The following is a 12,650-nucleotide window of genomic DNA, read 5'->3' as shown; positions in this document are numbered from 1 at the left end:
GGAGCGCTCCGGCATGTCCGGGCGCGGGCGAGCAGGAGACGTACGAGCATGACAGTCCCCGAAACCGACAGCCTTCGGGCGCGGAGCAGTCCCGCGCGGCGGCGTGCCTGGCGGACGCAGGCGCCGGTGGTCGCGGTGGTGGCACTCGGCGGAGCGCTCGGGGCCACCACCCGGTACGCAGTCTCGCAGTGGCTGCCGACGCCGGCCGGGGGTTTTCCCTGGGCGATCTTCTGGGTCAACGCCTTCGGCTGCGCGGTGATCGGCGTCTTCATGGTGGTCATCACCGACGTGTGGGGCGCCCACCGCCTGGTCCGCCCGTTCTTCGGCACCGGCGTGCTCGGCGGCTTCACCACCTTCTCCACCTACGCCGTCGACATCCAGCGGCTGGTGGACTCCGGCCATGCCCGCACCGGGCTGGCGTACCTCGCCGCGACCCCGTGCGCGGCCCTCGCGGCGGTGTGGCTGGCCATGACGGCGGCCCGCCGCGTTCTGAAGTGGAGGCAGCGATGACCAGGCTCACCGGCAGCGCGCTGCGCGTGACCGTCTTCGTCGGAGAGAACGACACCTGGCACCACCGGCCCCTGTACTCCGAGATCGTCCACCGGGCCCATGCGGCGGGCCTCGCCGGCGCCAGCGTCTTCCGCGGTATCGAGGGGTTCGGCGCGACCTCCCTGATCCACACCTCGCGGCTGCTGTCGATGAGCGAGGACCTGCCGGTGGCGGTGGTGATCGTGGACACCGAGGAGCGGGTGCGGGCGTTCCTTCCGCAGCTGGACGAACTGGTCGCCGAGGGGCTGGTGATACTCGACGACTGCGAGGTGATCCGGTACGTCGGCCGCGCGGCCGGCTCCGGCGGCGCGGGCGCGAAGGGCGGGAAGCCGTCGTGAACTGGCTGCTTGTGGTCCTCGGGGCCGCGGTCGGGGCGCCCCTGCGCTACCTCACCGACCGAGCGGTGCAGTCCCGGCACGACTCGGTGTTCCCCTGGGGCACCCTCGTGGTGAACGTCACCGGCTGCCTGATCCTCGGCCTGCTGACCGGCGCGGCCGCGGGCGTCGCCGGACCGCACCTGCAACTGCTCCTGGGCACCGGTCTGTGCGGCGCCCTGACCACGTACTCGACCTTCTCCTACGAGACGCTGCGACTCACCGAGACCGGTGCGGGCTCCTACGCCCTCGCCAACGTCGTCGCCAGTGTCGCGGCGGGCCTCGGCGCGGCTTTCGCCGGAGTGTGGATCGCCGGAAGCCTCTGACGGTCGCCGCGGATTCCGGTGCCGGTCACCTGGCCGTCACCTCAGCACCGTAAGAGTGTCTACACCACTGTCGACCAACGTCCCCAGAACTGGATCCCATGAGCGCCATCTCCGTCGGTCAGGCCGTCGTCCTCGGAGTCGTCGAGGGGGTGACCGAGTTCCTCCCCGTGTCCTCCACCGGCCATCTGAAGATCACCGAGGGGCTCATGGGCATCCCCGTCGACGACAAGTCGGTCGTCGCGTTCTCCGCCGTCATCCAGGTCGGTGCCATCGCCGCCGTGCTGGTGTACTTCTTCAAGGACATCGTGCGGATCATGTCCGCCTGGTTCCGCGGGCTGGCCAACCGCGAGGAGCGCTACCACCACGACTACAAGTTCGCCTGGTGGGTCATCTTCGCGACCATTCCGATCGTCGTGGTGGGCCTGGCCGCCAAGCCCTTCATCGAAGGGCCGCTCGGCTCCCTGTGGGTGGTCGCCGGCTCGCTGATCGCGGGCAGCGTCGTGATGTGGTGCGCGGACCAGATGGGCCGGCACAAGCGCGGTGAGGACGACACCTCCTTCAAGGACGCGATGCTGGTCGGCAGCTCGCAGATCCTGGCCCTGCTCTTCCCCGGCTTCTCCCGCTCCGGCGCCACCATGTCCACCGCGCTCATCCTGGACCTGGATCGCGTCGCCGCCACCCGCCTGTCCTTCTTCCTCGGCCTCCCGGCCCTGACCGGCGCCGGCATCTACGAGCTCAAGGACGCACTCGGCGCCAGCGTGGGCGCCGTCCCGCTGGCCGTCGGCACCGTCGTGTCGTTCGTGGTCGCCTACGCCTCCATCGCCTGGCTGCTGAAGTTCGTCGCCAAGCACTCCTTCAACGCGTTCGTCGTCTACCGGATCCTGATCGGGCTGCTGCTGTTCGGCCTGCTCGGCACGGGTGTCCTCAGCAGCTGAGCACCGGGTGGCGGGCGAGGCCCGTCGCCCTGACGCGCCCGCCCCCGACCCACCGACGCGACGTACCGGCACCGGCCGGGAGGCAGAATGACGATCATGACGTCGTCCCCGACCTACCTGCCGGTCCTGGAGCGCATCGCCGAGGAGATCGAGCACACGCCCGGCCGCGGGCGCCCCGCCGACTACATCCCGGCGCTCGCGGCCCGTGACGCCCGCGCCTTCGGCATGGCCGTCGCCGAGCTGGACGGCACGGTGTACGGGGTGGGGGACTGGCAGGAGCCGTTCTCCGCGCAGTCCATCACCAAGGTGTTCACCCTCGCCCTCGACCTGTCGCGCGAGGGCGACGAACTGTGGGAGCACGTGGGCCGCGAGCCCTCCGGCAACCCCTTCAACTCCCTGGTGCAGCTGGAGTACGAGAACGGCATCCCGCGCAACCCGTTCATCAACGCCGGCGCCCTGGTGGTCACCGACCGGCTCCAGACCCGTACCGGCGACGCGGCGGGCGAGCTGCTCGGCTTCCTGCGCGCCGAGAGCGGCAACCCCGAGCTGGACTTCGACGAGGACGTCGCCGCGTCCGAGACCGCGCACGGCGACCGCAACGCCGCCCTCGCCCACTTCATGGCGTCCTACGGCAACGTCGACAACCCGGTGCCGGTCCTGCTGGACCAGTACTTCCGCCAGTGCTCGATCGCGGCCTCCTGCGCCGACCTGGCGCTGGCCGCCACGTTCCTCGCCCGGCACGGCATAAGGGCGGACGGCACCCGGCTGCTCGCCAGCAGCCAGGCCAAGCAGGTCAACGCGGTCATGCTGACCTGCGGGACGTACGACGCGGCCGGCGACTTCGCCTACCGCGTGGGCCTGCCCGGCAAGAGCGGTGTGGGCGGCGGCATCATCGCCGTCGTGCCGGGCCGGTGCGCGCTGTGCGTGTGGAGCCCCGGACTGGACGAGCGGGGCAACTCGGTGGCCGGCGTGGCGGCCCTGGACCGCTTCACGACCCTCACCGGCCTGTCGGTGTTCTGAGGGGCGCCTGCGGCGACGTGGTGCGGACCGTGCCCGGATCGTCGGCCGGTCAGACGCGCGAGGCCCGCTTGTGCCTGAACCGCAGGCCGAGCAGAAGGACCCCCGCGCCCAGGCCGACGGCGCCCGCGATGGTCCCCGCTTCCGGCCAGTCCGACTCGGCCGGCCGGTGCGCCCCCGCGGATGCCACGACGGCCGCTCCCGGCTTCGTCCCGGGCTTCGTTCCGGTCGGCATGTCGTGCGAGACGGGCCGCAGGGCGTCGAGCGAGCCCACCGGATCGACGTGCCCGGCGGCGCCGAATCCCCAGTCCAGCAGCGCGCGCGCCTCCTCGTAGACGGCGTGGGCCACACCCTTCTGCGGGTTCATCACCGTCACCACGAGGGTGCGCCCGTTCCGGTGGGCCGCGGCGACGAGCGTGTTGCCCGCGTTGGTGGTGTAGCCGTTCTTGATGCCGATCAGACCCGGATACGGCGCCACGCCGTCGGCGCCGGTCAGCAGGCGGTTGGTGTTCGCGATCTGGAACGTGCCGCCGGCGCCGGGGAAGGCGGCGCGCGCGGTGGAGCAGTACCGCGCGAAGTCGGGGTTGCGCAGCCCGGCCCGCCCGAACACGGCCAGGTCGTACGCCGAGGAGTCCTGCCCGACGGCGTCGTAGCCGTCGGGGGAGACGACCGTGGTGTCCAGGGCGCCCAGGGAGCGGGCCTTGGCCTCCATCAGCCGGGACGTGTGCTCCCAGCCGCCGTTGAGCGCGGCGAGCACGTGCACGGCGTCGTTGCCGGAGTTGAGGAACACCCCGCGCCACAGATCGGCCACCTGGTACGTGTGGCCCTCGACGACCCCCACCAGGCTGCTGCCCTCGCCGATGCCCGTCAGCTCCCTGGCACTGACGGTGTGCCGGATGCCTCCGGGGAAGGACGGCAGCACGGTCAGGGCGAACAGTGTCTTCAGCGTGCTCGCGGGCGGAAGCCTGCGGTGCGCATCGTGCGCGGCCATCACCTCGCCGGATTCGGCGTCGGCCACCACCCAGGACAGCGCGGAGACGTCCGGAACCTGGGGTGCCCCGCTGCGGAGCCGGACCTGTGTGCCCTCGTCGTCCAGCACGGCCGGCTGCGGCACCGTCGCCTTCGGCTGCACTATCGCGCCCGGACCCCCGCCGGTCGGACCGACGGCCGCGACCGGAGGGGCCAGCGCCAGGACGGTCGCGGCGCAGAGTGCGCAGCCCGATACCGTGGTGCGCGTAGAAAATCTGATCTTCATATCGCAAACCTAGGGACAAAACGGTGCAGGCGGGGCGCTGCCCAGAGCCGAACGGGGTTCGCGAGCACCCGGATGTCCTAGCGCGTGCCCTGACGGAGGCGCAGCGGGTGCGGTGGTGAGGGAGTGCCGAGCGCTCGGCCGGCCGGCGGGCTTAGCCGGCGGGCAGGGTCGGCTGGACGCGGCGCAGGAACGTGGCGTTGTCGGGCGTGTCGCGCAGCCGTTCCAGCAGTGTCTCCAGACCGGCCTTGCCCTCGCGGCTGCGCAGGGCGCGTCGCAGACCGCGAACCGCCGTCAACTCGGCGGGGCTGTACAGGAGTTCCTCACGACGGGTGCCTGAGGGGTCGATGTCGACGGCCGGGAAGACGCGGCGGGCGGCGAGTTCGCGGCTGAGCCGCAGCTCCATGTTGCCGGTGCCCTTCAGCTCCTCGAAGAAGAAGTCGTCGGCGCGGGACCCGGTCTCCACCAGCGCGGTGGCCAGGATGGTGAGCGAGCCGCCCTCCTCGGCCGACCGCGCGGCACCGAAGAGCCGCTTGGGTCCCTGGAGCGCGCCCGCGTCGACACCGCCGCTGAGAGTGCGGCCGCCCGCCGCGGCCGCGTTGTTGTGGGCCCGGCACAGCCGGGTGAGCGAGTCGAGGAGGATGACCACGTCCTCGCCGGCCTCGACGAGCCGTTTGGCCCGCTCGACGACGAGTTCGGCGAGCGCGATGTGCTGCCTCGGGGACCGGTCGAAGGTGGAGGCGTATACCTCGCCGCGCACGCGGCGCCGCATGTCGGTCACCTCCTCGGGGCGTTCGTCGAGCAGCACCACCATCAGCCGGCACTCGGGGTGGTTGCCGGCGACGGCGGCGGCGATCTGCTGGATCAGCACGGTCTTCCCGGTCTTGGGCGGCGCCACGACGAGCCCGCGCTGCCCCCTGCCGACGGGCGCGATCAGGTCGGCGACGCGGCCGGTGAGCCCGGCGGCGGGGTGTTCGAGGCGCAGCCGCTGGCGCGGGTGCAGCGGAGTGAGGTCGTGGAAGCGGCGACGGGCCCGGGCCTCGTCCGGCGAGCTACCACCCACGCTGGTGATCTCGGTGACGGTGTGCTGCTGCCCGAGCACGCCGGCGACGGCATCGCCCTTGCGCAGGCCGTGGTGGCGGATCAGCGCGGGGGAGACCCGCGGGTCGGTGGGGGTGGGCAGGAAGCCCTCGCCGCGCAGATGACCCTTGCCGGTCGCGTCGATGTCCAGGACACCGGTGGCCGAGCGGGGGGCCGCGGACGGCTGCCGCGGTGCGGCGGGGCGTTCGAGCGTGATGGTCATGGATGAAGGTCCTTTCGCGGACGGACGGCACGGGGCGTGCGAGGGGAAGGAGAAGCCGCGACAGGGAGGCGTGGAGCACGACCTCCGGCGGAAGACACCACCTCGGTCGCGGCGCGCTGCCCGACAGGGCGGAGAGCGCCGCTCGCGGAGAGGGCGAGAAGAACCAGATCGCGCCGACCGCAAAAGATGCGGTGACCCGGCGAGCTGATGAAGAACGGCACCGGAGCCCACAACAGGGCGTACACAAGTGCTGACGTAAGGATACCACTCGGGTCGCGTCCGGTGACAGTTCCGCCGGCGGAAGAGCACGCCGACGCACGCCGGCCGTAGTGATCTATGCCACCTTCGCTCGTTTGCCCGTGACGTTCGCCGACGGCGAAGCGCTGAAAGAACCGTCCACCCCTGTGACGGGTGTGACCTTCCGACTTTCTTCTTCGGGCCGTTTCGGGCCCTGTGGGGGTGGATTCGCCGTGAGCCGTCGTACGTCGCATGCGTACCGACCGCTGAGTATGAAGAGACGGGCGTGGTTGACGCTCGGTGCCGTCGTCCTCGGGGGCGGGGGCATCGTGACGTATGCCGTCGCCAGCCCTTCGGGCGACCACGGCGCCACGGGCCAGGCCAAGCGTTCGCCGAAGGTCTACGACCTGACGCTGAAGGGCGCCGAGACCGGCAAGGCGGAGCTGCCGCAGACGGACACCAAGCAGTTCTCGCTGCTCGGTGTCACCTGGGACAGTGCCACCAAGCGGCTCCACGGTACGGCTCAGGTGCGCACCCACAGCCTGAAGACCGGCGAGTGGAGCGCCTGGCGGGACCTTGAGGTGAACACCGACCCGTTGGAGGACCCGAAGGAAAGGGCCACCACGCGCGGCGCGTCCGAGCCGCTGTGGGTCGGCCCCTCCGACGGCGTCCAGGTACAGGTCGTCCGCAAGAACGGCACCACCAGCTCCAACCTGCCCAAGGGGCTCTCGGTCAGCCTCGTCGACCCCGGTGTGGTGACGGAGGCCGAGACCAAGGCCCCCACCGGGAGCGAGCCGGCCGCCTTCGTCGCCGGGACCACTCCCGAGCCGACGAGCACCGACACCACGCCGCCGCCCGCCACCACGCCCACCGCGCCGACCACGCCGCCGGCGCGGCCGTCCACGGTGCCGCAACCGCCGATCGTCTCGCGTGCCGACTGGGGCGCCGACGAGTCGCGCAGCCCCGACCCGTCGGAGTACAACGACGATGTGAAGGCCGTGTTCGTGCACCACACGGACACGGCGGTCGACTACACGTGCGACCAGTCAGCGGCGCAGGTGCGCGGCATTTACCTGTACCACACGAGCCCCAAGAAGGACTCGAAGGGCAACGTGATCGAGGAGGCCTGGAACGACGTCGGCTACAACTTCCTGGTCGACAAGTGCGGCACGATCTTCGAGGGCCGTAAGGGCGGTGTCGACCAGCCGGTGCTCGGCGCCCACACCTACGGCTCGAACCGGGAGTCCACGGGCATCGCGGTGCTCGGTACCTACACCACCACCGGCGCCTCCAACGCCGCGCTGGCCTCGGTCGCCCGTATCGCGGCCTGGAAGCTCGGCCAGTACGGCGCCGACCCCGCCGGGACCGTCCAGCTCACCGCCGGCGCCACCCAGACGAACTACTCCCGCACCAGCTTCGTCGCGGGCAACAAGTACACCTTCAACCGGATCTCCGGCCACCGCGACGGCTACGCCACCGAGTGCCCCGGCAACTCCCTCTACGCCCAGCTGCCGACCATCCGCTCCTGGGCGGCCGGTCCGGTGCAGGGCCTGAAGGTCGCCTCGGTCACCGGCGCGACCCTCTCAGGCTCGACGTATTACACCAAGGGCGGCATCACCGTGAAGTGGTCGGCCACGACGCCGACCTCGCTCATCAAGAACTTCCAACTGCTGGTGGACGGCAATGCGGTCGCCACCACGTCCGGCACCGCCACTTCCGCCGCCGCTACGCTGGCCGCGGGCAAGCACACCGTCGCCGTGCGGGCCGTACACCAGTCCGGGAAGACCGTGACCAGTGCCGCGCTGAACGTCACGGCGGAGACGACCGCCCCGACCTTCACCACCACGCCGAAGCTCGCCCTGCGCGGCGGCACCGTCAACACCACCGCCGTACCGGTCACGCTCAGCTGGAAGGCAACGGACGACACGGCCCTGCGCTCCGTGGAACTGCTGTCTCCGACCACGGCCACCTTCGGCCCGACCACCACCAGCTCCAGCCGCACCGCCAAGTCCGGCGCCGCCTCCACCTGGTCCATGCGCGCCAACGACTACGCCGGCAACTCCCGCACGTCGTCCCCGTCGTACACGCCCCTGATCCTCCAGGAGAGCTCCGCCGTCAAGTCCGGCAGCTGGACCACCCGCTCGTCGAGCAGCTACCTCGGCGGCAAGTCGTACTCCAGCGGCTCCAAGGGCGCCAGTCTCACCTGGACCTTCACCGGCCGCTCCGCCGCCTGGGTGGTCTCCCGCGCCTCGACGTCCGGCCAGGCCTACGTCTACGTCGACGGCGCCAAGGTCGCCACGGTGGACCTGAAGTCCTCCGCGACGCAGTACCGGCAGGCCATCTGGACCAAGACCTGGTCCAGCAGTGCCAAGCACACTGTCAAGATCGTCGTGGTCGGCACCTCCGGCCGCCCCACCATCACGACGGACGGCCTCGTCTACATCAAGTAGCCGTCCCGCGCCCACACACCCGGTGCGGGCAACACCCGAGCCCGGCAGCCGCCCACCAGCGGCTGCCGGGCTCGGCGTTTCAGGGACGCCCCGGCGCGTCAGGCGTACGACCGCAGCCAGCGGAGCTTGGCCGCCTCCTGGTAGGGGCCGCCGCCCTCGTGGTCGTTGAAGTCGTACACCTCGATCCGCTTGTCCTCCTGCGCCCAGGCGTTGAACGCGGCGAACACCGTGGAGGGCGGGCAGGTCTGGTCCTCCAGGGCCGCCGAGAAGAACGCGGGCGCACGGCCGCGGGCGGCGAAGTGGACGCCGTCGAAGTACGACAGCGTGCGCAGGGCGTCCTCGGTGCGGCCCCGGTGGGTCTTGAGGTAGAGGCCGATCTCGCGGTACGGGTGGCGGTCGGTGAGCGTGGTCCCGCGCGGGTAGTCGCACAGGAACGGCACGTCCGGCGCGATCGCGACCAGGTCCGGCACCAGACCTCCCACCGCGATCGTGATGCCGCCGCCCTGGCTCTCGCCGATCGCCACGGTCCGCCCCGCGTCGGTCAGCGGGTGCGAGCGCGCCGCCTCGACCGCCCGCACCGCGTCGGTGAACACGCGGCGGTAGTAGTAGTTCTCCGGCGCGTCCAGACCGCGGGTCATGAAGCCGGGGTACGCCGGAGCGCCGCCGACCGGGTCGGGGGTGCCGCCCCCGCCGCCCCAGGCGCTGCCCTGCCCGCGCGTGTCCATCACGAAGTGCGCGCGGCCCGTCGACGCCCACAGCAGGTGTTCGTGCGGCAGTCCGCGCCCGCCGCCGTAGCCGACGAACTCCACGACCAGCGGCAGCGGCGCGTCGACCCGCGCGGGCAGCGTCAGCCAGCCCTTGACCGGGTGCCCGCCGAAGCCGGCGAAGGTCACGTCGTACACCTTGACCGTCGCCAGTCCCGCGTCCACCAGGTCGAACCGGGCGTCCAGGTCGTGCTCGCGGGCCTCCTGGAGCGTCTTGGACCAGAAGGCGTCGAAGCCCTCGGGTTCGACGGACGAACTGCGGTACTCGCGGAGCTCGTCGAGGGGAAGGTCGAACAGGGCCATCAACAACCGCCTTCGCGAAGAGACTGTGGAGGTGACACCGTACGGCCCCGGTGCGGCCCGCCGTCAGTCCAGGTGTTCGATCCCGATGCGGTTCCGGGGGCGGCCTCCGGACGCGTCAGGCGCCGTCCTCGTCCCGGCCGTGCCAGGCGTTGTAGCGGGTCAGGTAGCCCGCGAACCGTTCGAGGTCGTCCTCCGGCCAGCCGGCCAGACGCTCACGGAAGGCCGCACGGCGGCTCTCGGTGACCTGGGCGAGGATGCGCCGGCCGGCGGCCGTCAGGTGGAGCACCTGGACGCGGTGGTCGCCGGGGTCGGTACGGCGCTCGACGAGGCCGGCGCGTTCCAGGGCGGACACCTGCCGGCTGACGGTGGACTTGTCCAGCGCGTAGTGGGCGGCCAGGTCGGTGGCCCGGCAGCCGCCGCTCTCCTCCAGATGCCCGAGCAGCGTGTACGACACCAGCGACAGCTCGGGGTGCATGCGTCCCGCCGAGGCCCGGGCCCGGCGGGCGAAGACCGTCATCTCGCGGTGGATGGTCTCGACGGCCGTGTCCCCGGCGGGCGTCCGCCGCGTGACGGCGCTCTCGTCCCGTTCTCTCGCTGCGGTCACCGAATGCCTCCCCTGCTCTTCCGGTTGCATACTACAACTGACCTGGAGTGATGCCGGCCGGCCGCCGGAGGGGGCGAAGAGGGGGCCGGTGCCCGAGCGTTGGGGTAGGGTGACCTGCGGCCGTGGAGGGTCCCGGTCGCAGGAAGCCGAGGAGGTGAGACCCATTACCGCTGTGTCAGGTCGGGTGCTCTCCCCTCGCGACGGCGCGGATCACCGTCGGTAGGTGACCGCGGGAGCGCCCTCTTCGGCTCCCGAAAGGCCCCGGCATTCCATGCCCGTACTCCCTCCCTCGTCTCCTTCTTCCGCCTCTTCCGCTTTCCCGCCTGCCGGTACCCCGCGCGCCGGGGTGGTCGCCGCGCTGCGCGCCGCCGGCTGCGTGTTCGCCGAGGAGGAGGCGGAACTGATCCTCACCGGCGCGCGCACACCACGGGAACTCGCTGCCCTGGTGGAGCGGCGCGTCGCCGGATTCCCCCTCGAACAGGTCCTCGGCTGGGCCGGGTTCCACGGTCTGCGGATCGCCGTGGAACCGGGTGTCTTCGTACCGCGGCGCCGTACCGAGTTCCTGGTCGACCGGGCGCTGGCCCGGTCCCCGGAGGCGTCCGTCGTCGTGGACCTGTGCTGCGGCTCGGGCGCGGTGGGCGCGGCGCTGGCCGCCGCGCTCGGCCCGGTGGAACTGCACGCCGCCGACATCGACCCGGCCGCGGTGCGCTGCGCCCGGCGCAACGTCGTCCCCAGGGGCGGCACGGTGCACGAGGGGGACCTGTTCGACGCGCTCCCCGGCAGTGTGCGGGGCCGTGTCGACATCCTCGCCGCCAACGTGCCCTACGTCCCCACGGGTGAGGTCGGCCTTCTGCCGTCCGAGGCCCGCGACCACGAACCGCTGGTCGCCCTGGACGGTGGCGCCGACGGCCTCGACGTCCTGCGCCGTGTCACCGCCGAGGCCCCCGACTGGCTCGCGCCCGGCGGCTGCCTCCTCGTCGAGACCAGCGAACACCAGGCCCCACAAGCCCTCGCCACCTTCACCCGAGCCGGCCTGACCGCCCACCTGGCCGTATCGGAAGACCTCAGCGCAAACGTGGTGACAGGCACCAAGCACTGACCGCGCCACGCGGCCGCGGCGCCCGCCGGCTCGGTGGGCCGCCAGGCCGCGGCGCCCAGCCGTGCAGGCTGGGCTGCCCGTCGGTGGCCTGCCGGGTTCCTGCGCCCGTCGGCTGGCGGGCTCCGGGTGCGTAGTGCGGTTGCGGCCGTGTGCGTTGTGTGACTGGCTCCGGCGGGCCCGGGCCGGCGGGCCGGCATGGTGCGCGGGGCCGGTGGTGGGTTCCGGCTTCGTGCGTGGCCGGGTGGGGGCCGGTTGTCCAGCACGGCCAGGCCGATCGGGGACTGCGAGACGATCCGCTCCGACAGTGCCACGTCCCGCTCCAGCCGCCGTACGGTCGACTGGTCGGCGGCGAGCCCGAGCGCGTAGGCCTCCCCGCGGTCGTCCAGCAGCCGCATGTTGCGGAACTCCACCAGGCGGGTGCTGCCGTCCTTGTGCCGGACGGGAAAGGCGCCCGCCCAGCCCCGGCCGGTCCGCAGCACGTCCGAGAACAGCCCGACCACCAGGTCGAGGTGCTGCTCGTGGACCATGAGCCGGGCCGCGTACCGCCCCAGCGCCTCCTGCGCCGAGTAGCCGAAGAGCTCCGCGGCCTGTGGGCTCCACAGCACGATGCGTCCCTGGGCGTCGAGGACCACCGAGGCGACGCCCAGTACGTCGAGCAGTCCGCTCGGCCGTGCCGGACGGACCGCCGGCTCCTCGCCCTCGGCCGAGGGAGTCCTGGAAGCAGTCATCCCACGCACCGCCTTCGCCCGTCCGCGCGGCTCCCGCCCCGGTGCCGGCGCCTCTGCCGTACCGCGCCCGCGCCCGTCTCCGAGGCGGCCCGTCGCTTCCCTCCACCATCCCCCACCGCAAGGGCTCCTTCGCGCCGAATCGGCCGGAAGGACCGATGCCCGGGCAGGCGGGCAGGCAGGTGAGCAGGCAGGCGGCAGGCCACGGTGGTGTTCTGCCGGGAAACGGTGCTTTGCTGGTTTTTGCGAGTGGAGGGCCGCGCGGAGTGAACTTCGTGCGGTACCCCGGCCACGAGAGGAGTGATCGTGATGGTGAGCGAGCCGGTGCACCCTGAATCCGTCTCGGTGGAGCTGAGCGGATGCAGTAAGGAAGACGCCCGGACCGTGTTCGACGCACTGTGTGCCTGCTTCTCCTCCGATCGGTGCGCGGACGACGTGCCCCGCGACTACGACGAGGTGCGCCCGACTGTATGGCTCGGCACGTTCGACGTGGCCGAGGAGCACGGGGCGGACCGCGGGCCCAGTCGGCTCGATGCGTCCGTCACGGCCGACGTGCAGGGCGGCTACTGGGCGATCGACCGTTTCCGCACCACCCTGGACTCCCTGTTCACCGTCCAGGACCTGTGCATGGCCTCCGGTGACCAGGAGCGCGAACTCCACGTCCGTTTGGAAAGCCGCTGACGCCGGCCGCCGAGGAGGCCCCGAGGGGTTT

General features: G+C 72.0%; 12 protein-coding genes and 1 pseudogene. 8 read left to right on the top strand and 5 right to left on the bottom strand.

The genetic code is table 11. The features are described from left to right. The first annotated feature begins 48 nt into the window (after nt 1-48). From crcB (ACWEK3_RS12235) to ACWEK3_RS12215, 5 genes are all read left to right on the top strand, one after another. The gene (crcB, locus tag ACWEK3_RS12235; protein WP_450539808.1) at nt 49-510 is read left to right on the top strand and encodes a fluoride efflux transporter CrcB; all 462 of its coding nucleotides are present in this window, start codon (nt 49-51) and stop codon (nt 508-510) included. Next, nucleotides 507-887, top strand: a complete 381-nt coding sequence (locus ACWEK3_RS12230) for a DUF190 domain-containing protein (protein WP_361410956.1) — start codon at nt 507-509, stop codon at nt 885-887. Before crcB (ACWEK3_RS12235) ends, ACWEK3_RS12230 begins: the two co-directional genes overlap by 4 nt. Beyond that, nucleotides 884-1,249, top strand: a complete 366-nt coding sequence (gene crcB, locus ACWEK3_RS12225; protein ID WP_450539811.1) for a fluoride efflux transporter CrcB — start codon at nt 884-886, stop codon at nt 1,247-1,249. Before ACWEK3_RS12230 ends, crcB (ACWEK3_RS12225) begins: the two co-directional genes overlap by 4 nt. A 98-nt stretch (nt 1,250-1,347) precedes the next feature. Beyond that, nucleotides 1,348-2,184, top strand: a complete 837-nt coding sequence (locus ACWEK3_RS12220) for an undecaprenyl-diphosphate phosphatase (protein ID WP_361410953.1) — start codon at nt 1,348-1,350, stop codon at nt 2,182-2,184. Between the two features lie 87 nt (nt 2,185-2,271). Continuing rightward, nucleotides 2,272-3,204: a glutaminase gene (locus ACWEK3_RS12215; RefSeq protein WP_453249627.1), complete on the top strand. Its 933-nt coding sequence runs from the start codon at nt 2,272-2,274 to the stop codon at nt 3,202-3,204. Between the two features lie 49 nt (nt 3,205-3,253). On the opposite strand, the gene ACWEK3_RS12210 is transcribed toward ACWEK3_RS12215, so the two are convergent. Further along, nucleotides 3,254-4,456, bottom strand: a complete 1,203-nt coding sequence (locus tag ACWEK3_RS12210) for a D-alanyl-D-alanine carboxypeptidase family protein (RefSeq protein WP_453249626.1) — start codon at nt 4,454-4,456, stop codon at nt 3,254-3,256. A 151-nt stretch (nt 4,457-4,607) separates the two neighbouring features. Then, entirely contained in the window at nt 4,608-5,756 is a 1,149-nt protein-coding gene (gene rho, locus ACWEK3_RS12205) for a transcription termination factor Rho (protein WP_453249625.1), read from the bottom strand. 509 nt (nt 5,757-6,265) lie between these two features. On the opposite strand from rho, the gene ACWEK3_RS12200 reads away from it, so the two are divergent. Then, nucleotides 6,266-8,443, top strand: a complete 2,178-nt coding sequence (locus ACWEK3_RS12200) for a peptidoglycan recognition protein family protein (protein WP_450539819.1) — start codon at nt 6,266-6,268, stop codon at nt 8,441-8,443. Between the two features lie 98 nt (nt 8,444-8,541). Here the strand turns inward: ACWEK3_RS12200 and ACWEK3_RS12195 are convergent, their stop codons facing one another. Together ACWEK3_RS12195 and ACWEK3_RS12190 are read right to left on the bottom strand one after the other, a co-directional pair. Further along, nucleotides 8,542-9,510, bottom strand: coding sequence for an acetylxylan esterase (locus ACWEK3_RS12195; protein ID WP_450539821.1), 969 nt, complete (start codon nt 9,508-9,510; stop codon nt 8,542-8,544). Between the two features lie 115 nt (nt 9,511-9,625). Then, a complete protein-coding gene (locus ACWEK3_RS12190; protein ID WP_450539823.1) occupies nt 9,626-10,114 on the bottom strand; it encodes a MarR family winged helix-turn-helix transcriptional regulator in 489 nt (162 codons plus the stop codon). A 271-nt stretch (nt 10,115-10,385) separates the two neighbouring features. Here ACWEK3_RS12190 and ACWEK3_RS12185 point away from each other — a divergent pair, with 271 nt between their 5' ends. Next, on the top strand, nt 10,386-11,213 hold the full coding sequence (locus tag ACWEK3_RS12185; protein WP_450539824.1) for a putative protein N(5)-glutamine methyltransferase: 828 nt from the start codon (nt 10,386-10,388) through the stop codon (nt 11,211-11,213). 254 nt (nt 11,214-11,467) lie between these two features. Here ACWEK3_RS12185 and ACWEK3_RS12180 read toward each other — a convergent pair. After that, nucleotides 11,468-11,941, bottom strand: a pseudogene (locus tag ACWEK3_RS12180) (PAS domain S-box protein); the annotation flags it as partial. A gap of 306 nt (nt 11,942-12,247) precedes the next feature. On the opposite strand from ACWEK3_RS12180, the gene ACWEK3_RS12175 reads away from it, so the two are divergent. Continuing rightward, nucleotides 12,248-12,619, top strand: coding sequence for a hypothetical protein (locus ACWEK3_RS12175; RefSeq protein ID WP_361410936.1), 372 nt, complete (start codon nt 12,248-12,250; stop codon nt 12,617-12,619). Nucleotides 12,620-12,650 lie beyond the last annotated feature (31 nt).

It is taken from the genome of Streptomyces sp. NPDC004721 (genome assembly GCF_053601495.1).
Note: the sequence above shows the minus strand (reverse complement) of the source record. Positions and strands in the feature narration are given on the sequence as shown.